Raw genomic sequence first — 23,972 nt, 5'->3', positions numbered from 1 at the left:
GGGGCGACGTACGGGCGCGGGGGCGCGGGGCAGCCCTCGGCGGGTGCCTCGGCGGGTGCGGGCAACCGCCGATCGGGCCGCAAGTGGGCGTCGTACGGGCCCGGTTGAGGCGCCCACGGAGGCGGTACGGGCCGCCCCGCCCCGGTCAGTCGCGCAGAGCCGCGGGCCGGCCCTGCTGGAGGAGGTCGCCGAGCCGGTTCGCGGCGTCGAACACCGAGGCGCCGAACCGCCGGAAGGCGATCGGGTCCATCCGGCCCGGCTCGCCGGACACCGACAGCGCCGCCACCACCCGGCCCGCGCCGATCCGTACCGGCACCGCGTACGCCACCTCACCGGGCACCATCGCGTCGGCTCCTCTGGCCCAGCCCCTGCGACGCACCTGGGAGAGGTGCGCCGCGGTGAACCGCGCACCCCGCAGCCCGGCGAAGATCTCCTCGGGCTCCTCCCAGGCCAGCAGCACCAGCGCGACCGCGCCGCCGGTCAGCGGCCGCGCGGTACCGACCGGCGCCCGATCGGCACGGTCGGCGCGATCAGCGCGGTCGGCGGCTGTCCGCGCAACACGAGGAACGGCGTTCTCGCGACGAGCGTCGGCGCGGTCGCGAAGGCCGGCCTCGTCGTCGGGGTCGGGGGCGTCGTGGAGGCCGGCCCCGTGGTGGAGGTCGGGGGCGTCGTCCGAGGTGGCGACACAGAGCTGCGCCCGGCCGCTGCGGCGCAGCACCCGGGCGTCGAGCCCGGTCAGCGCGTGGAGTTCGGCGAGCACCGGCACCGCCTCCTGGGCCAGCCGGTCCTGCCGCGCCTCCACCGACATCGAGCCCAGCCGCGGGCCGAGGACGAAGCGTTTGCGGGAGTCGCGGGTGAGCAGGCCGAGGCGTTGCAGCGCCATCGCGATCCGGTAGGCGGTCGGCCGGGCGAGGCCGGAGCGGGCGACCAGCTCGTTCAGCGGCGTCGGTGCCTGCTCGACGATCTCCAGCAGCGTCGACGCCTTGTCGAGCACGCTGATTCCGCTCGCCCACTCACGGGTCCGGGTCGGTGTGCTCATCCGCGCACTCCCCCACCGCTGAACGCGACCGGCCCGCGGCTGCCCACGCCGCGGCGGCAGCGACCTCGTGGGCAGCTGCTTCGACTCCTCCGACCGATCTCGGTGCCGGATGCCATGGTGCGCCGGTCCCTCCCCCGCGGGCCCGGTGGCCTTCTCGGCCCGGCCGGTGCCCGTGACTCGCTCGTGGTGCCGTACCGGCCGTCAGTCCATCGCCGACGGCGCGTCCAGGGACACCACTTCGGTGCCCGGCACGATCCTGCGGATCAGCCCCGCCATGGTGCGGCCCGGTCCCAGCTCCACCAGCCGGCCGCAGCCGAGCGTCTCGGTGAGCGTGCGCACGCTCTCCTCCCACCGCACCGGCGAGGTGAGTTGGCGGGTGCCGTGGTCGGGCCAGTCGCAGTCGCCGTCGTGGGCCGTCGCGTCGACGTTGGCGACCACCGGCACATGGCGGGCGGCGAACTCGGTCTCCTTCAGCGCCAGCGTGAGCGCCTCGGCCGCGGGCGCCATGTACGGGCTGTGGAACGCGCCGCCCACCTGCATCCGGATGAACTTCGCCCCGTACTCCGGTGCTTCGAGCGCCACCTGGCCGACCCCGTCGACGGAACCGGAGACCACGGTCTGGCCGGGGGCGTTGATGTTGGCGACCCAGACCTCCTCGCCCTCGGCGCGGACCGCGGCGACCAGTTCCTCCACCTTCTCCAGCGGAGCCGCCACCAGGGCGCCCATCGTGCCCCCGCCGTCCCGGGCCGCCTCGCGCATCGCCCGGCCGCGGGCCGCGACCAGCTTCGCGGCGGCGGGCACTGTCAGCGCCCCGGCCGCGGTGAGCGCGGTGTACTCGCCGAGGCTGTGCCCGGCACAGGCGATCACCTCGCCGCCCAGCGCGTCGCGGCGCACCGCCTCCGCGTGGGCGATCACCGAGACGGTGAACACCGAGAGTTGGGCGAGATCGGTGCGCCGCAGCGTCTCGGTCGGGGTGTCCAGCAGCAGCTCGGCCATGTCCTCGCCGACGACCTCGGAGACCTCCGCGGCGATCGTCCAGGACGGGGTGTCCCGCCAGGGCTCGCCCATGCCCTGCTTCTGCGTTCCCTGCCCCGGGAAGACCAGGCCGATCTGCTGCTGACTCATGGGAGTGCCTTCCGCACGGAGTGGACCGAGGGGCGGGGACCTGCACGGGGTGCCGCACCAAAGCCCCGCGAGGGGCGACTCGGGGAATGAACCGCCGGACGGGAGCCTCCGGATGCGGAGGGCGTCCCGTACTGGTGGCTCATCCAACTGCGCCGTTCCGGCCGGGGCAACGCCGCTTTCATGAAGCTGCGATCCCGGGCGGAAGGCGACATCTCACCCCTGCGGGCCGCCCGGCTGTCTGGGCACGGACGAGGAGGAGGGCAGCAGTCCGAGCTCCGCCGCCCGAACTCCGGCCTGGAAACGCGAGTTGGCGCCGAGCAGCGCCATGATCTCGGCGACGTAGCGCCGGTAGGTCCGCACCGAAACGGTCAGCTCGCGCGCCGCCACCTCGTCGGTGACGCCGGCCCGGAGCGCGCCGAGGATCTGCCGGCTGAGCACGGTGCGGTCCCGGTCGCCGAAGATGCTGTGCTCGTCCGCGGGCAGCGAACTGTTCCAGATGCTCTCGAAGTACATCCGCAGCGCCTGGAGCACCTCGGGCTCCTTGATCAGCGAAGCCCTGCGCGCCGCCGACGGCCCGGCCACCACCAGCGCGGTGGAGCCGTCGGCGATCAGCACCTGGAGGGAGGGCAGCCGCACCACCCGTACGGCGATCGGCTTCGTCTTGCCCGACTCCTGCCGGGGGAAGGACTCCTCGGCCAGCACCGGCGAGACCAACACCCTTGTGGTGACCGAGTCCTGAGCGCAGTTCAGGAGATCGCGCTCGGTCCAGCCGGCCCCCTCCAGCCGCTCGCTGGAGCTCGGCACCCGGGAGTGCAGGATGTCGATGGTGTCCTCGGCCTGCTCGATCAACTCCCGGGCGTAGGTGAGGACTTTCGCGTAGCTGCCGCTGACCGCGGTGATGAGCTGCTCCTGCCGACTGCGGTCGCGGTGGATGACCATCGTCGACTCGATCAGCTCCTGCACCGTCAGCAACGCGTACTCCAAATCGTCCCCCGGTCTCCGGTGCACGTGTCACTCCACTTGGTTCGTCGAATGCTGTCGATTGCTGGGCTGCCGCGGCGAGTTGCGGCCGACCGCAGCGGATCGCCGCGTACCGGCGGCGGGCGGGCGAGGACGGGACGCGGCGTACGGGACGCCGGCCGCGGCGGCGGGCGGGTACGCGCGCCCCGTCGGCACGTGCCCGTCTGTACGTGTCCGTCTGTACGAGTGGCACGTGCCCGTCGGCACGGGACGGGCGGACGGGGCGGGCGCAAGCGGGCCCCGCGGCCCGGCCCACGTGCGGTCCGGCCCGCGGGCGGCGCGGCGTACGGGCTCAGTGCTCCTGCGGGAGCAGGCCGACCTCGACCGCGCGCACTCCGGCCGCGAAACGGGAGGAGGCGTCCAACTCCCGCATGATCTCGGCGACATGGCGGCGGTAGGTGCGCAGCGAGACCTGCAGTTCACGGGCCGCGGCGGCGTCGGTGCGACCGGCGCGCATCCGCTCCAGGATGCGGCGGGTCAGCTCGGTGCGCAGTCTGGGGCTGAGCTCCAGATGGTCCCCGAGCCTGCGCCCGCGCGACCAGACACCGACGTAGAGCATCTCCATGGCGCTGACGGTGGCGGCGTCGGTGACGACCGCGGCACCCTTCCCGGGCGACCGGAGAAAGGCGAACGACCCGTCCACCACGACGACTTCGCGCAGATCGTGGCGGAACACCCGTACGTCCGGGCGGCTGTTCAGCTGGGCGGAGGCCGCGTCGGCGGCGGTCGGCGTGCAGAGAATCCGCACGGACACCCCGTCGGGTACGTGCCCGAGGCAGCGCAACACGGCTTCGACGAAGCCGACCGAGCCGCTGAAGGAGACGCTCACCGAGCGCCGGGCCCGGAAGATGAGCTGTTCCAGGGTCTCGGTGGTGACGCCGGCGTCCGTCTGCATGACGCCGGACGCGGACGGCCGCCGCCGGTGCAGGGTGACGGTGGACTCGATCAACTGGCGGGCCTGGAGCAGGGTTTGCTCCAGATGCGCCGCATGGCTCTGGGCCGCGGACCGCACCGGCACGGCGACCCTTGGACGTTCGAAAACTGTCTCAGTCATGTACTCCCCCGTGATGTACACAGCCTTGCGCTCACGCGCCCGCACCGGCCGGCCCGTCGCAGCGCCCCGCGGTGTTGCCGCCGGACGCGGAAATAAAAGAATTGAATGTGCGATTGCCTCGCACCAAACTTTCGACGAGCTGCCCGAGCGCGGTTCGCGACGACCGGTCGAGGCATTCCTGATGGCCTCAACCAAATCAGCTGCGAAGAATCGCAACTCCTGATCGGAAGTCAACCGCCACGGGTCATTCACTGTCAACAAGCTGCACCGGCCCTCGGTGCGCACGGAACCCGTACTCGATTCCGACTCGTCGCGCCGTCGAACGGCGGTCGAGCACGCCACCACTGTCCTCAAGTGGCCATCTTCCCCCGAGCGCCCCCTGCCGCCCCGATCGGCGAGCCCCCGAACCCGGCACCGACCGCCCGCCCGAGCACATGACAGGTGTCATCACTTGGGTCGGTTTTTTACTGGCTGGTAGCCAGTCAACGTCGGTCACCGCCCCCTCCGAAGCCGCCTCGAAGTACCCCTCCGACAGGACCTCCGGAGCGAAATTGCTGGTCGACAGGGAAACGAGAGAGCGCCGCCAAGCCTGAACGATCATGAAAAGCCTCTCGCGGAGGAGGCGGGGCAAAGACTCCGAGAACTTTAGGTGTAGCAAGCACTGTCACTGACAATCACTCCCCACCCCCTCCGTGCCCCCGCGCACCGGAACCCCGGACTCCCCTTCCCCGACCGGGAACGGAACCCCTCATTCCGCAGTCGGGTGCGAGCACACCTCACCAGACAAGTGAACCCGGGGCCCGAATCGCCGCCGCTCGGCATGGTGATGCCAGCACCTCACACCAGGGACGCCGCAAACCACCCATAACGGTCAGCACCCCAGCCGATTCCACGGCGGATTTCCTCGCCCTTTCCGAGGGGCCCGCTCCGCGTACACCCCGCCGGAAACAACACGCGTGCAACTCGCCCCGCCCCGGCAGAGGAAAACCCTCCGCCCCTGTCGAGCGAGAAAAGAAATTGAACGCCAAAATAGTGTCAGGGCCACCCATCTCCGTCCGCCGTGATTCCGCACCCCGGTTCCGACTCCCCGTGCTCGCGCCCTCACGCAACGTCCCTCCCCCTGCGGGGTGTTCGAACGGCCCGTCGAGTTGTTGCCCGCACATTTCGGGTTGATGGACACCTCCTTGCATCCGTTCCGACCCCGGACGGGCCGCCCTACGGTCGAAGAACGGCCCGTCGGTGCGCACGAGTCCGCGTCCGCGCCACGGCCCGTCCACCCGCCCACACGGAACCGGCCCCGGCCCCACCCGGGCCACCGAACGACCAGGCCACCGGCCCACCGGCCCACCGGCCACGAACGACCCGTCCGCCCACCGCCCCCACCGCGCCCGAACGGCACCGACGAAGCACCACCCGTGCGAAGAGCCGCACCGGCGCGGCAGCACAGAAGGAACGACATGAGCCAGACCGTCGACGCCGCGACCGGCGGCACCGCCACGGACCAGCCCCAACAGGCCGATTCCGCCTGGGCGTTCGAGACCAGGCAGATCCACTCCGGTGCCGAGCCCGACCCCACCACCGGCGCACGGGCCGTACCGATCTACCAGACGACCTCGTTCGTCTTCGACGGCACGCAGCACGCCGCCGACCTCTTCTCCCTCGCCGAGCCCGGCAACATCTACACCCGCATCCACAACCCCACCCAGAACGTCTTCGAGGAGCGCGTCGCCGCGCTGGAGGGCGGCGTCGCCGCGGTGGCGCTCGCCTCCGGGCAGGCCGCCGAGACGCTCGCGCTGCTCACCCTCGCGGGCGCGGGCGACCACATCGTCTCCAGCACCTCGCTCTACGGCGGGACGTACAACCTCTTCCGGCACACGCTGCCGAAGTTCGGCATCGAGGTGTCCTTCGTCGACGACCCGGACGACATCTCCGCCTGGCGCGCGGCGGTACGGCCCAACACCAAGGCGTTCTTCGCGGAGACGCTGGGCAACCCCCGGGGCAACGTCACCGACGTACGCGCTCTGGCCGACGCCGCCCACGACGCCGGGCTCCCGCTCATCGTCGACAACACCGTGCCGACGCCCTATCTGCTGCGTCCGCTGGAGCACGGCGCCGACATCGTGGTGCACTCCGCCACCAAGTTCCTCGGCGGCCACGGCACGACCATCGGCGGCGTCGTCGTCGACGGCGGCACCTTCGACTTCGGCGCACACGCCGAACGCTTCCCCGAGTTCTCCGAACCCGACCCCAGCTACCACGGGCTGCGCTACTGGCCCGACCTCGGCCCGAGCGCCTTCGCCGTGAAGCTGCGCGTCCAACTGCTCCGCGACCTGGGGCCCGCGCTCTCCCCGCACTCGGCGTTCCTGCTGCTCCAGGGCGTCGAGACACTCAGCCTCCGGCTGGAACGGCACTCCGCCAACGCACAGCGGATCGCCGAGTGGCTGGAGCAGCGCGAGGAGGTCGCAGCCGTCCACTACCCCGGGCTGCCCGGAAACCGCTGGTACGAGGCGGGCCGGCGCTATCTGCCGCAGGGCGCCGGAGCGGTGCTCTCCTTCGAACTGCGCGACGGCGTCGAGGCCGGAAAGCGCTTCGTCGACGCCGTGCGCCTCTTCAGCCATCTCGCCAACATCGGCGACGTCCGCAGCCTGATCATCCACCCCGCCTCCACCACCCACAGCCAGCTCACCGAGGAGCAGCTCACCGCCGCGGGCGCCGACCCCGGGCTCGTACGGCTCTCGGTCGGACTGGAGAACGTCGAGGACCTCCTCGCCGATCTGGAGACCGGCTTCCGCGCCGCCGCGCAGGTCGGCGCCCCCGCACCGGCCGGCGGGAGCACGCCCTGAGCACGTCCGCACACCCGGGTCCCCCTCCCGCCACCGGAGCCTGGCAGGAGGGGGACCCGCCCGGCGCCCGCCGCTTCTTCACCTCCACCCGGCCGCTGCCGCTCGAACTCACCGGCGAGCTGCCGGAGTTCACCCTCGCCCACGAGACCTGGGGCACCCTCGCGCCCGACCGCTCCAACGCCGTACTGGTGCTGCACGCCCTCACCGGCGACAGCCACCTCGCCGGAGCCGCCGGCCCGGGCCACCCCTCGCCCGGCTGGTGGGACGCCCTGGTCGGACCGGGCCGCCCGCTGGACACCGACCGCTGGTTCGTCGTCGCCCCCAACGTCCTCGGCGGCTGCCAGGGCAGCACCGGCCCCGCGTCCCCCAGCCCCCTGCCGGGCGCCGGCGGACGGCCGTGGGGCAGCGCCTTCCCCCGCCTCACCCAACGCGACCAGGTCGCCGCCGAGGCCCGGCTGGCGGACTCACTCGGCATCGATCGCTGGCACTGCGTCATCGGCGGTTCCATGGGCGGCATGCGCGCCCTGGAATGGGCCGCGACCGCCCCCGACCGGGTGCGCGCACTGTGCCTGCTCGCCTGCCCGGCAGCCGCCTCCGCCGAACAGATCGCCTGGGCCTCGCTCCAGATCCGCGCCGTGCGGGACGACCCCGGCTGGCACGGCGGCGACTACCACCGCCTGCCCGACGGACACGGCCCCCACCGCGGACTCGGCACCGCGCGGCGCATCGCCCACCTCACCTACCGCACCGAGCCCGAACTCCAGACGCGCTTCGGCCGCGCCGCCCAGCCCGGCGAGGACCCCACCCGCGGTGGCCGCCACCAAGTGGAGTCCTATCTGGACCACCAGGCGGACAAGCTGGTGCGCCGCTTCGACGCCGGCAGCTACGTGACGCTCGCCGAGGCCATGAACACCCACGACGTCGGACGCGGACGCGGCGGTACGACGGCCGCCCTGCGCCGGCTGCGCTCCCCCGCGCTCGTGGTCGGCGTCGACACCGACCGGCTCTACCCGCCCGCCCAACAAGCCGCCCTGGCCGCCGCGATGCCCGACGCCGAACTCCGCCTGCTGCGCTCCGACCACGGCCACGACGGCTTCCTCGTGGAGACCGAACAGGTCGGCACTCACCTGCGCGAGGTGCTCTCCCGCTGAGACGGGGCGCCCTCCCGCTGAGCGCCGCGCGTACCGAGCATGCCCCGCAGCTGCGTGCTGAGCGCCGCACCCGCCGCGGTCAGGAACACCAGGCCGTACACCAGTTGGAGAACCACCACGATGCGCGCGGTCTGACCGGTGGCGACGACATCGCCGTAGCCGACCGTGGTCAGCGTGACCATCGTGAAGTAGAGCGCGTCCAGCCGGGTCTCCAGCCCACTCATCTCGCCCGGATACCGCGACAGCGCGAAGTACCCCGCGGCGAAGATGTGCACCGAGACCATCATCAGCACCGGGATGACGAAGCCGGGCCGGGCCGTCGGCCGTTCCAGCAGCACGTCCCGGATCTGCCACACCAGCAGCCCCGCCACCGCACCCAGCGCCCCCACGAACACCGCCCAGCTCGCCGTCGGCCGATGCGGGCCGAAGTGGTGCAGCGGCAACAGGAAGTACCCCGCCAGCAGCAGTACGCACAACAGCACCGCCACACTCCACGGCCGCACCCGCCAGAACAGCGGCCGACCGGGACGCCGAAGCTGCCCCTGCCCCGACCGCACCCGCCTGAACGGCACATGCGACCGCACCTCCCCCCACCCTCCCCTCCGGCGCCCTCCCTGCTCCCGACGCTCTCCCTGCTCCCGACGCACCTCCCGCCGACCCACCTCCTGCCGGCGGCCCTCCTGCTGACGCACCTCGCGCCGACGGCCCGAACGACCGCGTCCCGGGCGCCGTGTTCCGAACCGCCTCGCCACCGCCACTCACCCCGCTTCTCGAAGCACCGCACCCCTCCGATCCTCCGCACCCCCGTCCCCCGCACCACCCCACCACCCCCAAACGGCCCCACCCCACCCCGCCCGGGTGGAGTCGGGCGGACCCGGCGCAGAGCCTTCCGGACGCGGCCGATCCCCTCGGACCGTCCCTCGCGCACCGAATCGCCCAGAGCCTCTGCCGCAGAACCACGACCGCCCAAGACGGCTGCACAGCACGCGACTTACGGGCACACCCGAAGCCCAGGGCACTCACCACCGACTTGCAAAAGCGGCACTGCCGCACGCTCCTGAGCGCCTGCGCTTCTCGATTCCGGCGCTCTGCCGGCAAGGACACGAGACGGCTCGGCCCACGCGCCGCAAACCAGCGATGACGTGATCCGGGCCGGCCTCGCGCGAGCGCTTCGAGCGCCGGCCCGACCTCGTCAGTCGGCCTGCTGTGTGTCCGTGGGCTGGAGTTCGGCGAGCAGGTTGCGGATGTGCTGCTCGATCCGGTCGCGGATCGGGCGGACGGCCTCGATGCCGCGACCGGCCGGGTCTTCGAGCTCCCAATCGAGGTATCTCTTGCCCGGGAAGACCGGGCAGGTGTCGCCGCAGCCCATGGTGATCACCACGTCGGATGCCTGTACGGCGGCCGCGGTCAGCACCTTCGGCTTCGCCGCGGACATGTCGATGCCGACTTCGGCCATTGCCCGGACGGCAGCCGGGTTCACGGCGTCCCCCGGCGCGGACCCGGCGGAGCGGACCTCGACACGGTCGCCCGCGAGATGGGTGAGGAAGGCGGCGGCCATCTGGGAGCGTCCGGCGTTGTGGACGCACACGAACAGCACGGACGGCTTCGAGACCTCAGACACGGGCGGAACCTTCCGGGGCGACGTCGGGTGTGACCGCCGGTGCGGGCTGTGGGAAGAAGCGGCGGGCGGCGAGGGCGACGTGGACCAGACCGATGAGTACGGGCACCTCGATCAGGGGCCCGACCACTCCGGCGAGGGCCTGGCCGGAGGTGGCTCCGAAGGTGGCGATGGCCACCGCGATGGCGAGCTCGAAGTTGTTGCCCGCCGCGGTGAACGCCAGCGTGGTGGTCCTGGCGTAGCCCAGTCCGACCGCGCGCCCGACCGCCATGGACGCGGCCCACATCACTGTGAAATAGACCAGCAGCGGCAGCGCGATCCGTACGACGTCCAGCGGCTTCGAGGTGATCGCGTCGCCCTGAAGAGCGAAGAGCACCACGATCGTGAACAGCAGCCCGTACAGGGCGAACGGCCCGATGCGGGGGATCAGCTTCGTCTCGTACCAGGTGCGGCCCTTGGCCTTCTCGCCGAGGCGGCGGGTGAGGAACCCGGCCAGCAGCGGGACACCGAGGAAGATCAGGACGGAGCGGGCGATCTCCCAGACGGAAACGTCGAGCGCGGTCTGCTCCAGGCCGAGCCAACCGGGGAGCACGGAGAGATAGAACCAGCCGAGCAGGCTGAACGCGATCACCTGGAAGACAGAGTTCAGAGCGACGAGTACGGCGGCGGCTTCGCGGTCGCCGCAGGCGAGATCGTTCCAGATGATGACCATGGCGATGCAGCGGGCGAGGCCCACAATGATCAGGCCGGTGCGGTACTCGAGCAGGTCCGGCAGAAAGACCCAGGCCAGGGCGAACATCAGGGCCGGGCCGACGACCCAGTTCAGCACCAGAGACGGGACGAGCAGACGACGGTTGCGGGTGACAGTGTCGAGCCGGTCGTAACGAACCTTGGCGAGCACCGGATACATCATCACGAGCAGGCCGAGCGCGATGGGCAGCGAGACACCGGTGACGGTGACCGTCGCGAGCGCGTCCCCGAGGCCGGGCACGAGGCGACCCAGTCCGAGGCCGGCTGCCATCGCGATCAGAATCCACACCGCGAGGAACCGGTCCAGGAAAGACAGCCGCCGGGCGACCGGCCCCCCGGAGGCCTCCGAGGCAGCCTGTTCGGTTCTCACGAGGCGGCCCCTGGCGGCACGGCCCCGGACAGCGGCTGTCCCGCGGGCCGGGTGAGAATCGCCGCGAGCCGGTCGGTCATCTCCGGCAGCAACCGGTAGTACACCCACGTCCCGCGCCGTTCGGAATCGATGAGCCCGGCCTGCTTCAGCAGCTTCAGGTGATGGGAGATCGTCGGCTGCGACAGGTCGAAGGCCGGGGTGAGGTCGCAGACGCAGACCTCACCGCCTGCACGCGAGGCGATCATCGACAGCAGCCGCAGCCGGACCGGGTCGCCCAGCGCCTTGAAGACCCTGGCCAGCGTCTCGGCCTGACCGTCGTCCAGCGGAGCGGTCAACAGGGCGGGGCAGCACCCCTCGACGCCGTCCTGACCGAGCACCACGAGCTCTTGTTTCGACATCCTTCTATGTTGACATTCATCGATGCACGCCGCAAGGTTGATTCGACAAACATCGATGCACCAGCTCCGGGGAGACCTCATGTCCCGCGCCCAGCTCGCACTCAACGTCGCCGACCTCGAAGCGTCGGTCACCTTCTACTCCAAGCTCTTCGGCGTCGAGCCCGCCAAACGCCGCCCCGGCTACGCGAACTTCGCCATCACCACCCCGCCGCTCAAACTCGTCCTCATCGAGGGCGAGCCCGGACAGGAAACCCGCCTGGACCACCTCGGAGTCGAGGTGGGGACCACCGACGAGGTCACGGCCGCCACCACCCGCCTCAAGGACGCCGGACTCGCGACCTTCGAGGAGAACGACACCTCCTGCTGCTACGCCCTCCAGGACAAGGTCTGGGTACACGGCCCCGGCAAGGAGCCCTGGGAGGTCTACGTCGTCAAGGCCGACGCCGACCAACCGGGAAAGAGCGCCGCAATCGGCAGCGACGCCTGCTGCGCCGATCAACCGGAGACCACCGCGACCGCACCGTCGGCCGGGAACTGCTCCTGCGGCAGTTGAGCCGTCGCACACGCAGTCCCGGACGGGGCGGCCCGGCGTGGAACTCGCAGTCCTCGCCGGCATTTCACCACGGGAGCCACACGCACGTCAGGCCGGTTCTCTCGCAATGAGAAAACCGGCCTGACGCGGTGTTACATCTGTCGGGGTGGCGGGATTTGAACCCACGACCTCTTCGTCCCGAACGAAGCGCGCTGCCAAGCTGCGCCACACCCCGAAGCAACGAGCACTACTTTAGCCCACGGTCGCGCTGAGGCGAAATCCGGTTTCCCGGGCGGTGGAGAAGCGCTCGTGCGCTGGTCAGCGGGGTCGTTCGGTGAGGGTGAGGAGGGTCGCCTCGGGCGGGCAGGCGAACCGGATCGGGGTGTAGCGGTTGGCGCCGCAGCCCGCGGAGACGTGCAGATAGGAGCGGCGGTCGCCGACACGGTGGTCCGAGAGGCCGCTGACCCGTGCGGTGTCCAGGTCGCAGTTGGTGACCAGGGCGCCGTAGTACGGGATGCGGAGCTGGCCGCCGTGGGTGTGCCCGGCGAGGATCAGCGGGTAGCGGGCGGCGGTGAAGGCGTCCAGCACGCGCAGATAGGGCGCGTGGACGACGGCGAGGGAGAGGTCCGCGTCCGGGTCCGGTCCGCCTGCGACCTCGCTGTAGCGGTCACGCTTGATGTGCGGGTCGTCGAGCCCGGTGAGGGCCAAGTGGCCGTGTTCGAGCTTGAGTTCGCCGCGGGCGTTGGTGAGGCCGACCCAACCGGCGGCGTCGAAGGCGTCGCGCATCGGCTCCCACGGGTTGTGGATCGCGCCGACGACGGGCTGGTTGCCGTTGAGGCCGTGGCGACCGCTCGCCTTCTCGATCAGGTAGCGGCCGGGGTTGCGCAGCCTCGGGCCGTAGTAGTCGTTGGAACCGAAGACGTACGTGCCGGGGAACTCCATGAGGGGTTCGAGCGCGTCCAGCAGCTCGGGCACGGCGTGCGGGTCGGAGAGGTTGTCACCGGTGTTGACGACGAAGTCGGGCCGCAGACCGGCCAGCGACTGCAACCAGCGGCGCTTCTTCGTCTGGCCCGAGACCATGTGGATGTCGGAGACGTGGAGCGCCCGCAGCGGCTTCATCCCCGGCGGCAGCACGGGGACCGTGACCCGCCTCAGCCGGAACGAACGGGGCTCCACGAGCGTCGCGTAGCCCACGCAGGCCGCGCCGAATGCCGTGATGCCGAGAGGTACTCCATATCGCGCACGCATTCGTCAATGGTCGCAGAAGCGGCGGGTGCCCTCACCCCACGCCCCGACACCGCGGAGCCCGGCACGTGCGTGGCGGCGGCAGGGCCTGCCGGCCCCCGGAACGGCGACCGACGAAACGGCCGGGACGGCGACGGAACGACCGGTGCGGACGGCCCGGAGCCGCGCCGGACGGTGACGGAGTGCGGTGACGGAGCGCGGGAACGGAGCGCGGGGACGGACCCGGGGACGGTCGCGGAGCTACGGCCGGCGGCGGGGTCCGGGCGGTATATCGGTAACGCCGTTCGGGCGGCTGCTGGCAGACTGACCGCCATGACCACGCTCAAGTCCACACTCCAGGACGACCTGACCACAGCGATCAAGGCGCGCGACGAGCTCCGTTCCGCCACGCTGCGGATGACGCTCACCGCGATCACCAAGCAGGAGGTGGCGGGCACCGAGGCCCGTGAACTCACCGACGACGAGGTGCAGAAGGTGATCGCCGGAGAGGCGAAGAAGCGTCGCGAGGCAGCGAAGGCCTTCGCGGACGGCGGTCGCGAGGAGCAGTCGACGCGCGAGCTGGCCGAGCACGAGGTGCTCGCCGCCTACCTGCCGCAGCAGCTGACCGACGAGGAGCTGAACGTCCTGGTCGCGGACGCGGTGGCGGAGTCCGGCGCCGAGGGGCCGAAGGCGATGGGCGCGGTCATGAAGATCGTCAACCCCAAGGTCGCCGGGCGGGCCGAGGGCGGTCGCGTTGCCGCCGCGGTGAAGCGGGCGCTCGCGGGCTGACCGACTGCCGCGCACCGCACGGGAGTTCCGCCGCCGCGCACTCCGGGCCCGTAGGTACGGACGCAGGTACGGACGACCGGCCGCGTACGCCGCCTGCGGCAGGGACAGTACGGCACGGCCGCGGACGCACCGTGCGCCGCACACCGCACGGGCCGCACGGTCGCGTACGGCGGACGCCTCGTACGACGGGTGCGCTCGGCGGGGCGGAGACCCCGCTTGCGGGAAGAATTGAGGAGGGGCCTCCTCTCACTGGTTGGTGAGAGGAGGCCCCTCCTTCTGTCTGCCTCCACGCTCCTGCCCCTCGGCCGCCCGGGCCGGTGACTCCTCGGCCGCCCGGGCCGGACCGGTCGCGGGAGCGACCCGCCGGCAGCCGCGGCCGGTCAGCGGGGGGCGGGCCAGCCGGGGCCGCCGGAGTCGCCGCCGCCGATCCAGCCGCCACCTCCGTCGCCGCCGCCGATCCAGCCACCGCCGCCGTTTCCACCGCCGTCGCCGCCGCCGATCCAGCCGCCGTTGTCGCCGCCCGAGTCGCCGCCGCCGATCATGCCGGGCGGGCGCGGACGGTCCGGCGGGCGGTTGTCGTCGCGCTCCCGCCGGTCGCCCTCGTCATCGCCGTCGTCGCCGTCGTCGTCCTTGTCCTTGTCGCCGCGCGGGACCTTGATCGACTCGAACTTGGGCTTCTCCGCGCCGTCCAGGGCGCCGGTCATCGCCGCGCGCCAGATCGGGCCCGGCAGTCCGCTGCCGCTGACCTTGTCGTAGAACCGGCCGCCGATCGTCAGGTTGAACATCTCGACGCGCTGCGCCCCGTCGGAACCGACCCACACGGCGGTGGACAGGTTCGGTGTGTAGCCGACGAACCAGGCGTCGCGGCGGCGCTCGGTGGTGCCGGTCTTGCCCGCGTTGTCCCGGCCGGAGAGGCCGACGGTGGCGCCGGTGCCGTCCTCGACGACGCCCTTGAGCATCTGGTTGACGGAGTCGGCGGTCTTCTCCGACATCGCCCTGCTGCACTGCGTCTTGGGCGGGCGCAGCTGGTTGCCCTTGGCATCGGTGACGCTCTCGATGGCCACCGGCGTGCAGTACGTGCCGCGGTTGGCGAAGGTGGCGTAGGCGTTGGCCATGTGGAGCGGGGTGCTCTCCAGGCCGCCGAGGCCCATGGAGGGCTTGGGCTCGAGCTGCTTGCCGGTGCCCGAGCGCACGCCCATCCCGGTCGCCATCCTCGCCGTCTCGCACATGCCGGTCTTGCGCAGCAGGTCGATGGAGTAGGTGTTGACGGACTTGCCGAGCGCACTGGTCATGTCCCAGGTGCCGGACATGTCCTTGCGCTCGTTCTGGACGCTGTACTTCCCGGTGCCGTAGCGGGAGTTGTCACAGTTGCGGAAGTCGGCGTTGTCGAACTCGGTCTTCCACGGGCTGCTGTAGGTGTCCGCCGGGTTGACGCCCTTCTCCAGCGCCGCCGCGGCGATGATCGGCTTGAAGGTGGAGCCGACCTGGAACCCGAGTGTCGTCCCGCCCATGGTGTTGTCGACCGCGAGGTTCAGCACGGTCTCGTGCTGGTTCGGGTCCGTGCCGTACGGGCGGGACTGGGCCATGGACTGGATGCGCCCGGTGCCCGGCTCGACCGAGACGACGGAGGCGGCGACCTCGTCCTCCTTGTTGACCTTGCCGGTGGCGGCCTCGCCGGCGGCCTTCTGGGCCTTGGGCGAGAGCGTCGTACGGATCGTCAGCCCGCCCTCGCGCCAGCGGTCGGCGCGCTCCTTGTCCGTCTTGCCGAACGCCTCGTTGGTGAGGAACTGCTGGCGGACGTAGTCGCAGAAGAAGCCCGCGTCCATCTCGGCGGTGATGCAGCCGTTGCGCGGGGTGCTGACCTTCAGGCCGAGCGGGGTCTCCCTGAGCTTGGCGAGCTGCGCCCGGCTGATGTCCCCGTTGGCCGCCAGTCGACCCAGCACGACGTTGCGGCGCTTGAGGCCCTCCGCCTCGTCGTTGATCGGGTCGTAGCGGCTGGGCGACTGCACGATCCCGGCGAGGAGCGCGGCCTCCTGGACCTCGAGGTCCTTGGCGGGCTTGGAGAAGTACCGCTGGGAGGCCGCCTCGACGCCGTAGGTCTGCTGACCGAAGAAGGTGATGTTGAGGTAGTTCTCCAGGATCTGGTTCTTGGAGAGCTCCTGCTCCAGCTCGATGGAGTACTTCAACTCCTTGATCTTGCGCCCGATCGTCTGCTTGGTGGCCTGGGCGACCTTGTCCGCGTTGTCGCCGGCCTCCTCGACGAAGACGTTCTTCACGTACTGCTGGGTGAGGGTGGACGCGCCCTCGGACACCTCGCCGGACTGGGCGTTGCGGTTGAGCGCGCGCAGCACGCCCTTGAGGTCGACGGCTCCGTGCTGGTAGAAGCGGGCGTCCTCGATGGCGATGATCGACTTCCGCATCCACGGGGACATGTCCTCGAGCGGGACGACCGTGCGGTTGCGGGAGTAGACGTCGGCGATCAACCCGCCCTCGGAGTCCAGGATTCGGGTCTTCTGGCTGAGCGCCGGTTGCTTCATCACGGCGGGGATGTCGCCGAATCCGTCCGCGGTGCCCTTCGCGGCGAGGCCGATGGCACCGACCGCGGGGAGCGCGATGCCCGCGGCCACGGCGCCGGCCAGCACGCTGACGCCCAGGAATTTCGCCGCCTGCTGGGTCGGCGACAGTCCGCCGCCGGAGCGCTTGTTAGCCATGTTCGCAAGCCTACGTTCTCAATCGCCGGACAGAGGTGCGTCAGCTCGCCTACTCTGGCGTACACGTCCGGGGGTCGCCTCGTACGTCTCTTCGTGTCACTCCAGTGAGTGATGAGAGCTGTACCGAATTGTCGCTCTTCAGCGACCGCACTCCCGTCACCCACGCGCGCCGACCGGGGCCTTGTGCCCCAACTGTCCGATATGAGCCTGCAGTTGGGCGCGCCTCGCACTCACTCCGTTGGGTGATCTGTCGCGCACCCATAGTCCGATCGGGCCATTCAAGATTGGGCCGGTCGGGGGTGTTGTCAGTTGCTCGCTTTCCGTAACGTCCTCAACTGGCGACGGTGCATATGCCGTTAGTCGCCGTGGGGGAGCCTCAAATCGGGAGAGGACGGCACCAGCAAATGAGCAGCTGGGTTACCGACTGGAGTACGCAGGCAGCCTGCCGTACGACAGATCCGGACGAACTATTCGTGCAGGGAGCGGCACAGAACAGGGCGAAGGCGGTGTGCACCGGATGTCCGGTGCGGACCGAGTGCCTGGCCGACGCCCTCGACAACCGCGTGGAGTTCGGCGTGTGGGGAGGTATGACCGAGCGGGAACGACGCGCCCTGCTGCGCCGACGTCCGACGGTGACCTCCTGGCGCCGACTCCTGGAGACGGCCCGCGCCGAGTACGAGGGGTACGCCGTGCCCTTCGACGAGGCCTGCGCGGCGGAGGACGTTCCACAGGTCGCGGCCTCGGCAGGCTGACCCCGACACCGGAGCACCGGCCCTCGTGCACGTCCCCCGTCGGGCGCGGCCGCGGGCCGGGTACCAACCGGTGTCGCGTAGGAACCGGTGTCGCGTAGGAACCGGTGTCGGGTACGAACCGTCGCCGGGCACGGACGGGTGGTGTGGCCGTGCGGAGTGCGGCCGGAACGAGCGGCGAGCGCCACGCCACCGTCGGCAGAGCGCCGCCGAACGACCGGCCGGCGAACGGCTGGTGGGCGAACGGCCGGCCGGCGAAGCGCCGTCGGCTGAACGACCGCTGGGCGTACGCCCCTGGTCGGTTGCCGCGTGGGCGGCAGAGGCGGCCCGGCCGACGACGGCCGGCCGGAGACCAGACGGCGGTTCTCAGGGCGCCCGGTCGGCCGGTGACTGGTCCGCCAGGCATTCGCCCACCTCGCGCAGGCCCGTCAGGTCGTGCACATCGCCGGGCAGCGCCGGCACCACTGCCACCGGTACCTGCGGATGCAGCGCGGTGAAGCGGTCCCTGGTGCGCCGCTCACGTGCGATCACCCGCATCCGCTCGGCGTGCAGCCGCAACAGCCCCGCCGCGTACGCCTCCACAGCCACCGGCCCCGTACGCGCCGTGTCCGCCGCACGTGCCGTGTCCGCCGTACGCGTCGGACCGTCCTCGTCCGCCGGTCCGTCGGTGCGCGCCGGATCGGGCTCCGCACCGGACGCACCGTGCTCCGCGGGCGCACCGGGCTCCGCGGACGCACCGGGCTTCGGGGGCGCCTCGGGCGGGTGGGACGTGTCCGCGGCTTCCTGGAGCAACTCCGCTGCGGCCAGGGCCCGTTCGGCACCCAGGCCGTCCGCGCCGCTGCCGTGCACCCGGTTCAGCACGAGCCCCGCGAGCGGCATCCGGTCCGCTGCGAGCCGCTCCACGAAGTACGCCGCCTCGCGCAGCGCGTCCCGCTCGGGCGCGGCCACCACGACGAACGCCGTGCCCGGCGCCTGGAGCAGACGGTAGGTGGCCTCGGCGCGCTGCCGGAAGCCGCCGAACATCGAGTCCATCGCACCGGCGAAGGTCTGCACGTCCTTCAACAGTCCGGTGCCCAGCACCTTTCCGAGGACTCCCGTCACCGCGGAGAGCCCGCTCATCCCGAGGTTGACGAAGCGCATGCCCGCGCGCCCGCCCGCTCTGGCCGGCGCGGTCAGCACCCGGATCAGCCTGCCGTCGAGGAACGAGCCCAGCCGGTTCGGCGCGTCCAGGAAGTCCAGCGCGGAGCGGCTGGGCGGGGTGTCGACCACGATCAGGTCCCACACCTCCTGGCCGCGCAGCTGCCCCAGCTTCTCCATCGCCATGTACTCCTGGGTTCCGGCGAAGCCGGCGGAGAGCGACTGGTAGAAGGGGTTGTCCAGGATCGCGCGGGCCCGCTCGGGGTCCGCGTGCGCCTCGACGATCTCGTCGAAGGTGCGCTTCATGTCGAGCATCATGGCGTGGAGTTCACCGCCGAGGGACTCGTCGATGCCGGCGACCCTGCGCGGGGTGTTGTCCAGCTCGGTCAGGCCCATCGACTGCGCCAGCCGGCGTGCCGGGTCGATGGTGAGGACGACGACCTTCCGGCCGCGTTCGGCCGCGCGAACCCCGAGCGCGGCGGCGGAGGTGGTCTTGCCCACTCCGCCCGAACCGCAGCAGACGACGATCCGGGTTCCGGGGTCGTCGATCAGCGGGTCGATCTCCAGCGCCGGCGGCTCCTTGAGGGTCATCGCGGCACCCCCTGCTCCCGCAGCCGCTCGGCGAGCGTGTAGAGCCCCGCCAGGTCCACTCCTTCGGTCAGCATCTCGAACTCCTTGGTGTCCAGCCCGAAGTCCGCGACCTCCGCTCGGCGTTCGGCCTCGGTCGCCACCCTGGCGGTGTGCTCCGCCGCCTCCCGCAGCAGCGGTTCGACCAGCCGGTCGGCCTTGCCGCCCCGTCGGGCGCCGCCCAGGCCGGCCGTGGCGAACGCCTTCGCCAGCGCCGTGCGTCCCGCACCGGCCGCGTACCGGGCGGGGTCGAAGTCCGGGGGCAGCAGGCCGGAACGCTGCCGGCTGACCATGTTGACCAGTACGGAGCCGACCGGCAGGCCCGCGCGGCGCAGTTCCGCGATGCCGTCCGCGGTCTCCTGCACCGGCATCTCCTCCAGCAGCGTCACCAGGTGCACCGCGGTCTCCGGCGACTTGATCACCCGCATCACGGCCTGCGCCTGGTTGTGCACCGGGCCGACCCGCGCCAGGCCCGCCACCTCGTCGTTCACTCCGAGGAAGCGGGTGATGCGGCCGGTGGGCGGGGCGTCCATGACCACCGCGTCGTAGCGGAATTCACCGGATCGGGTACGGCGTCGGACGGCCTCGCACGCCTTTCCGGTCAGCAGCACGTCGCGCAGGCCGGGGGCGATGGTGGTGGCGAAGTCGACGGCTCCGACGCGGCGCAGCACCCGGCCCGCGCCGCCGAGCCTGTAGAACATCTGGAGGTAGTCGTAGAGCGCCTGCTCCGGGTCCATCGCCAGCGCGTACACCTCGCCGCCGCCCGGGCCCACGGCGATCCGCCGCTCCTCGTAGGGCAGTTGTTCGGTCTCGAAGAGCTGGGCGACGCCCTGGCGCCCCTCGACCTCGACGAGGAGCGTGCGCCGGCCCTCCTCCGCGAGGGCGAGCGCGAGTGCCGCGGCGACCGTCGTCTTGCCGGTGCCGCCCTTGCCGGTGACCACATGGAGCCTGCTCACCCTGCGAGCCTAACCACGGTCCGGCACCGTCTACCCTCTGACCATGACGAAATGGGAGTACGTAACCGTGCCGCTGCTCGTACACGCCACGAAGCAGATTCTGGACACCTGGGGCGAGGACGGCTGGGAGCTGGTCCAGGTCGTGCCGGGCCCGAACCCGGAGCAGCTGGTGGCCTACCTCAAGCGGGCCAAGCAGTGAGTGCCGTCGAGGCACGACTGGCCGAGCTGGGCCTGACCCTTCCCGAGGTCTCCGCGCCGCTGGCGTCCTACGTGCCGGCGGTGACGACCGGCACCTCGCCGACGTATGTCCACACCGCGGGCCAACTGCCGCTGGTGGACGGCAAGCTGGCGGAGACGGGCAAGGTCGGCAGCGAGGTCTCGCCGGAGCGGGCCAAGGAGCTGGCCGCGATCTGCGCGCTGAACGGCCTCGCCGCGGTGAAGTCCGTGGTCGGGGACCTGGACCGGATCGCCAGGGTCGTCAAGGTGGTCGGTTTCGTCGCCTCGGCACCGCACTTCACCGGTCAGCCCGGTGTGCTCAACGGCGCGAGCGAGCTGCTGGGCGAGGTCCTCGGCGAGAAGGGCGTGCACGCGCGCAGCGCGGTGGGTGTCGCGGTGCTGCCGATCGACGCCCCGGTCGAGGTCGAGCTCCAGGTCGAGCTGGCCGACTGACCCGGCGCCGCGCCCCTGCGGCGCGGACCGCCGTCGGTACGACGCCTCTGCCGCACTGCGGCGGGGGCGCCTCGCCGTCAACCGCCCCGAGCCGGACGGCTCCCCGGGCCGGGCGGACCCCGGTCAGGTGCACCCCGTCAGGCGGACCCGGACGGCTCCCCGGGCCGGGCGGGGCCTCGGGGGCCTGCCGGGCCGCCTGTGGCGAGTGGGGCTCGGCGCGGGTTCGGGTGGCCTTCACCGGGCCCGCACAATGGACGCATGACCGATGACACTTCGTCCATTCCGCCCTGGGAGCAGCGCTTCCGCGCCCCCCGCGTCTCGTTGCCCGAGTGGGCCGAGGACGCGCCGTCCCGGTCGCTGTTCGTCTCGAACGCGACCGGGACCTTCGAGCTCTACACCTGGGACCGCGACACCGACCGCCGCCGCCAGGCGACCCGGCGTCCGAACGGCACCACCTTCGGCACCCTCTCCCCCGACGGCGAGTGGCTGTGGTGGTTCGCCGACACCGACGGGGACGAGTTCGGCGTGTGGCGCCGCCAGCCGTTCGGTGCGGCGGTGGAGGACGCGGGCGCGGACTTCGTCTCGGGTTCCGCCGGGGACAGCGCCTCCGAGCCGGCCGTCGCGGGTCTGGAGCCCTCCTACCCGTCCGGCCTGGCGATCGGCCGGGACGGTACGACGGTGGTGGGACGCTCCACCGACACCGACGGCAGCACGATCCATGTGCTGCGCCCCGGCGGCGAGTTGAAGGAGGTCTACCGGCACCAGGAGTCGGCGGGCGTGGGCGATCTCAGCCACGACAGCGATCTGCTGGTCATCGAGCACACCGAGCACGGCGATGCGATGCACTCCGCGCTGCGAGTGGTCACCCTGGACGGCGAGACCGTCGCGGAGCTGGACGACACCGAGGGCGGCACCCGCGAACTCGGCCTGGCGGTCCTCGGCTTCGCACCCGTGGCGGGCGACAGCCGGCTGCTCGTCGGCCACCAGCGGCGCAACCGCTGGGAGCCGCTCGTCTGGGACCCCCGCACCGGCGAGGTCACCGAGCTCGACATCGATCTGCCGGGTGATGTCAGTGCCGAGTGGTACCCGGACGGGAGCGCGCTGCTGATCGGCCACGGCCACCAGGCGCGCAGCGAGCTGTGGCGGTTCGACCCGGAGACGGGTGAGCTGCTCCCGGTGCCCACGCCGAAGGGCACCGTCTCGGGCTTCGGCGCGCGGCCGGACGGTTCGGTGGAGTACGTCTGGTCCTCGGCCGCGGAGCCGCCGGTCGTGCGCTCCACCGACGGCGGTGTCGTGCTCGACCCGCCCGGCCCCCGGGCGCCGGCCTCGGTGCCGGTGGAGGACGCGTGGGTGGAGGGCCCCGGCGGCACCATCCACGCGCTGGTGCAGCGCCCCGAGGGCGAGGGCCCGTACCCGACGATCTTCGAGGTGCACGGCGGGCCGACGCACCACGACAGCGACTCCTTCGCCTCCGACCCGGCGGCCTGGGTCGACCACGGCTTCGCGGTCGTACGGGTCAACTACCGCGGCTCGACCGGCTACGGCCGGGAGTGGACGGACGCCCTCAAGCAGCGCGTCGGGCTGATCGAGCTGGAGGACGTCGACGCCGTACGGCGGTGGGCGGTGGACAGCGGACTGGCGGACCCGGAGCGGCTGGTGCTCTCGGGCGCCTCCTGGGGCGGCTATCTGACGCTGCTGGGGCTCGGCACCCAGCCCGAGCACTGGGCGGTCGGGCTGGCCGTGGTGCCGGTCGCGGACTACGTGACGGCCTACCACGACGAGATGGAGGCCCTGAAGGCGATGGACCGCACGCTGCTGGGCGGCAGCCCCGAGGAGGTGCCCGAGCGCTACCGCGAGTCCTCACCGATCACGTACGTCGACGCCGTACGGGCGCCGGTGTACATCTCGGCAGGTCTCAACGACCCGCGCTGCCCGATCCGCCAGGTGGAGAACTACGTCGACCGGCTCAAGGAGCGCGACCACCCGCACGAGGTGTACCGCTACGACGCCGGGCACGGCTCGCTGGTGGTCGAGGAGCGGATCAAGCAGGTGAGGATGGAGCTGAGCTTCGCGCTGCGGCACCTTCCGGAGCGCTCGGCCCGCTGACGCCACCGTCCGCCGACCGGTCGGAGCCCTCCGGCCGGTCGGCCGCCTCCGCGTCCGGGCCGTCTTCTGCCCCGGACGCGGCCTCCGGCCCCGGGCCGTCCGAACCCTCGGTCGCGCCGGCGGTCGTGTCGGCCGAAGTCTCGGCGGTCGCGCCGGCCGAGGTCGCGCCGGCCGTGGCGCCGGTCGGTGCGGGCTGCTTCGCGGCGCCCGGCGGCGGGGTGACGATCCCCATCGCGGCGTCCCTGGCGACCTCGACCTCGCGCCGGAAGAAGCGGAACCACATGAACGCCACGAAGGCGGCGAAGACGAACCACTCGGCCGTGTAACCGAGGTTCTGGAACGCCTTCAGATCGAGTCCGGTGTCCTTCGGCGCCACCGGCGGCACCGCCTTCAGCGGCTGCGGCAGCTGCTCGGGATCGACGACGGTGATCCAGGCGTTGTACACGTCGTAGGACACCAGGTTGACCAGTGAGGCCGCGCTGATCCGGTCCAACTGCCCGGCTGGCAGCCCGGTCTCGCCGCCGGTGGTCTCGGAGGACTGGAGCGCACCGCTGACCGTGACCTCGCCGCGCGGCGGCGCCGGTACGTCCTCCGGTGCCGGTTCCCCGGCGAGCCAGCCGCGCACGACCGGCAGGACCCGCTCGCTGTCCTCGTCGGCGCCCTCGATCGGGCCGCCGTCGTCGGTGCGCAGCAGGGTCACGACGTAGCTGCCCCGCTCGCCCTCCAACGTCCGGCCCGGGGAGAGGAACTGGTTCTCGGTGTCGTACGTGCCGCGCGCCTCGGCGACCTTGCCCGAGGTCTGCTTGTCGACCGGCATCAGCTCCGCCAGCGGCTTCGCGCGCTGCTGGGCGATCTGCTCGGTCTGGGTCTCCCGTTCGCGGTGGCCGGCGGCCCTGTCCTCGAAGCGGGAGAGCTGCCAGCTGCCCATGAACAGGCAGAACGGAACCGCGGTGACGAGGAAGAGGTTGATCGCCCACCAGCGGGGAGTCAGCAGAAACCGGTACACACCGCCAACGTTACGGGTGCCCGCCCGCCGGCCGGGAGCCGCCCCCGTGCTGAACGCCGCCCGCGCCCGGTCCCCGAGCGCCGCGTGCGCCTGCCGCA

General features: G+C 71.9%; 21 protein-coding genes and 1 tRNA gene. 8 read left to right on the top strand and 14 right to left on the bottom strand.

The features are described from left to right. Window positions 1-145: 145 nt before the first annotated feature. The 4 genes from MTQ01_RS03400 to MTQ01_RS03385 form a co-directional block, all read right to left on the bottom strand. Window positions 146-1,039 (bottom strand): IclR family transcriptional regulator, encoded by an 894-nt coding sequence (locus tag MTQ01_RS03400; protein WP_247486766.1) that lies wholly within the window; start codon window positions 1,037-1,039, stop codon window positions 146-148. Window positions 1,040-1,240: 201 nt separating this feature from the next. Beyond that, a complete protein-coding gene (locus MTQ01_RS03395; protein WP_247486765.1) occupies window positions 1,241-2,164 on the bottom strand; it encodes an ACP S-malonyltransferase in 924 nt (307 codons plus the stop codon). Window positions 2,165-2,377: 213 nt separating this feature from the next. After that, on the bottom strand, window positions 2,378-3,172 hold the full coding sequence (locus MTQ01_RS03390; protein WP_247486764.1) for a TrmB family transcriptional regulator sugar-binding domain-containing protein: 795 nt from the start codon (window positions 3,170-3,172) through the stop codon (window positions 2,378-2,380). 304 nt (window positions 3,173-3,476) lie between these two features. Further along, entirely contained in the window at window positions 3,477-4,238 is a 762-nt protein-coding gene (locus MTQ01_RS03385) for a DNA-binding response regulator (protein ID WP_247486763.1), read from the bottom strand. 1,457 nt (window positions 4,239-5,695) lie between these two features. Here MTQ01_RS03385 and MTQ01_RS03380 point away from each other — a divergent pair. Continuing rightward, window positions 5,696-7,081, top strand: a complete 1,386-nt coding sequence (locus MTQ01_RS03380) for a bifunctional o-acetylhomoserine/o-acetylserine sulfhydrylase (RefSeq protein WP_247486762.1) — start codon at window positions 5,696-5,698, stop codon at window positions 7,079-7,081. Further along, window positions 7,078-8,232 (top strand): homoserine O-acetyltransferase, encoded by a 1,155-nt coding sequence (locus tag MTQ01_RS03375; RefSeq protein WP_247487704.1) that lies wholly within the window; start codon window positions 7,078-7,080, stop codon window positions 8,230-8,232. The genes MTQ01_RS03380 and MTQ01_RS03375 overlap by 4 nt, the downstream gene beginning before the upstream one ends. On the opposite strand, the gene MTQ01_RS03370 is transcribed toward MTQ01_RS03375, so the two are convergent. The 4 genes from MTQ01_RS03370 to MTQ01_RS03350 all read right to left on the bottom strand — a co-directional run bounded on the left by MTQ01_RS03370 (window position 8,205) and on the right by MTQ01_RS03350 (window position 11,368). After that, the gene (locus MTQ01_RS03370) at window positions 8,205-8,720 is read right to left on the bottom strand and encodes a potassium channel family protein (protein ID WP_247486761.1); all 516 of its coding nucleotides are present in this window, start codon (window positions 8,718-8,720) and stop codon (window positions 8,205-8,207) included. The two genes, MTQ01_RS03375 and MTQ01_RS03370, sit on opposite strands and share 28 nt — an antisense overlap. A 704-nt stretch (window positions 8,721-9,424) precedes the next feature. Beyond that, complete coding sequence (locus MTQ01_RS03360; protein WP_308294352.1) at window positions 9,425-9,853, bottom strand: arsenate reductase ArsC; 429 nt, start codon at window positions 9,851-9,853, stop codon at window positions 9,425-9,427. Next, entirely contained in the window at window positions 9,846-10,970 is a 1,125-nt protein-coding gene (gene arsB / locus MTQ01_RS03355; RefSeq protein ID WP_308294351.1) for an ACR3 family arsenite efflux transporter, read from the bottom strand. Before arsB ends, MTQ01_RS03360 begins: the two co-directional genes overlap by 8 nt. After that, window positions 10,967-11,368, bottom strand: coding sequence for a helix-turn-helix transcriptional regulator (locus tag MTQ01_RS03350; protein ID WP_247486760.1), 402 nt, complete (start codon window positions 11,366-11,368; stop codon window positions 10,967-10,969). The genes arsB and MTQ01_RS03350 overlap by 4 nt, the downstream gene beginning before the upstream one ends. Window positions 11,369-11,447: 79 nt before the next feature. Between MTQ01_RS03350 and MTQ01_RS03345 the strand changes: the two genes are divergently transcribed. Then, window positions 11,448-11,921 carry an ArsI/CadI family heavy metal resistance metalloenzyme gene (locus tag MTQ01_RS03345; protein WP_247486759.1) on the top strand — a complete coding sequence of 158 codons (474 nt, stop codon included), beginning with the start codon at window positions 11,448-11,450 and terminating at the stop codon, window positions 11,919-11,921. A gap of 140 nt (window positions 11,922-12,061) precedes the next feature. On the opposite strand, the gene MTQ01_RS03340 is transcribed toward MTQ01_RS03345, so the two are convergent. After that, window positions 12,062-12,135: transfer RNA gene (locus tag MTQ01_RS03340), tRNA-Pro, on the bottom strand. 83 nt (window positions 12,136-12,218) lie between these two features. Then, window positions 12,219-13,148 (bottom strand): metallophosphoesterase, encoded by a 930-nt coding sequence (locus tag MTQ01_RS03335; RefSeq protein WP_247486758.1) that lies wholly within the window; start codon window positions 13,146-13,148, stop codon window positions 12,219-12,221. Window positions 13,149-13,457: 309 nt separating this feature from the next. On the opposite strand from MTQ01_RS03335, the gene MTQ01_RS03330 reads away from it, so the two are divergent. After that, window positions 13,458-13,913 carry a GatB/YqeY domain-containing protein gene (locus MTQ01_RS03330; protein WP_211041526.1) on the top strand — a complete coding sequence of 152 codons (456 nt, stop codon included), beginning with the start codon at window positions 13,458-13,460 and terminating at the stop codon, window positions 13,911-13,913. 380 nt (window positions 13,914-14,293) lie between these two features. On the opposite strand, the gene MTQ01_RS03325 is transcribed toward MTQ01_RS03330, so the two are convergent. Continuing rightward, window positions 14,294-16,624 carry a transglycosylase domain-containing protein gene (locus MTQ01_RS03325; RefSeq protein WP_247486757.1) on the bottom strand — a complete coding sequence of 777 codons (2,331 nt, stop codon included), beginning with the start codon at window positions 16,622-16,624 and terminating at the stop codon, window positions 14,294-14,296. A 404-nt stretch (window positions 16,625-17,028) separates the two neighbouring features. Here MTQ01_RS03325 and MTQ01_RS03320 point away from each other — a divergent pair, with 404 nt between their 5' ends. After that, window positions 17,029-17,376 (top strand): WhiB family transcriptional regulator, encoded by a 348-nt coding sequence (locus tag MTQ01_RS03320; RefSeq protein ID WP_374207581.1) that lies wholly within the window; start codon window positions 17,029-17,031, stop codon window positions 17,374-17,376. 363 nt (window positions 17,377-17,739) lie between these two features. On the opposite strand, the gene MTQ01_RS03315 is transcribed toward MTQ01_RS03320, so the two are convergent. Together MTQ01_RS03315 and MTQ01_RS03310 are read right to left on the bottom strand one after the other, a co-directional pair. Continuing rightward, window positions 17,740-19,101 carry an ArsA family ATPase gene (locus tag MTQ01_RS03315; RefSeq protein ID WP_247486756.1) on the bottom strand — a complete coding sequence of 454 codons (1,362 nt, stop codon included), beginning with the start codon at window positions 19,099-19,101 and terminating at the stop codon, window positions 17,740-17,742. Beyond that, window positions 19,098-20,093 carry an ArsA-related P-loop ATPase gene (locus tag MTQ01_RS03310; RefSeq protein ID WP_247486755.1) on the bottom strand — a complete coding sequence of 332 codons (996 nt, stop codon included), beginning with the start codon at window positions 20,091-20,093 and terminating at the stop codon, window positions 19,098-19,100. Before MTQ01_RS03310 ends, MTQ01_RS03315 begins: the two co-directional genes overlap by 4 nt. A 43-nt stretch (window positions 20,094-20,136) precedes the next feature. Here MTQ01_RS03310 and MTQ01_RS03305 point away from each other — a divergent pair, with 43 nt between their 5' ends. The 3 genes from MTQ01_RS03305 to MTQ01_RS03295 all read left to right on the top strand — a co-directional run bounded on the left by MTQ01_RS03305 (window position 20,137) and on the right by MTQ01_RS03295 (window position 22,868). After that, window positions 20,137-20,292, top strand: a complete 156-nt coding sequence (locus MTQ01_RS03305; RefSeq protein WP_211041531.1) for a DUF4177 domain-containing protein — start codon at window positions 20,137-20,139, stop codon at window positions 20,290-20,292. Continuing rightward, window positions 20,289-20,762, top strand: coding sequence for a RidA family protein (locus MTQ01_RS03300; RefSeq protein WP_247486754.1), 474 nt, complete (start codon window positions 20,289-20,291; stop codon window positions 20,760-20,762). Before MTQ01_RS03305 ends, MTQ01_RS03300 begins: the two co-directional genes overlap by 4 nt. A gap of 258 nt (window positions 20,763-21,020) precedes the next feature. Next, window positions 21,021-22,868 (top strand): prolyl oligopeptidase family serine peptidase, encoded by a 1,848-nt coding sequence (locus MTQ01_RS03295; protein WP_247486753.1) that lies wholly within the window; start codon window positions 21,021-21,023, stop codon window positions 22,866-22,868. On the opposite strand, the gene MTQ01_RS03290 is transcribed toward MTQ01_RS03295, so the two are convergent. Next, window positions 22,804-23,874, bottom strand: a complete 1,071-nt coding sequence (locus MTQ01_RS03290) for an SURF1 family protein (RefSeq protein ID WP_247486752.1) — start codon at window positions 23,872-23,874, stop codon at window positions 22,804-22,806. The genes MTQ01_RS03295 and MTQ01_RS03290 overlap by 65 nt on opposite strands. Window positions 23,875-23,972: the final 98 nt, after the last annotated feature.

The organism is Streptomyces sp. XM4193 (genome assembly GCF_023072595.1).
Classification (GTDB): Bacteria; Actinomycetota; Actinomycetes; order Streptomycetales; family Streptomycetaceae; genus Streptomyces.
The sequence above is the reverse complement of the archived record's forward strand: the minus strand, read 5'-3'. Positions and strand labels throughout refer to the sequence as shown.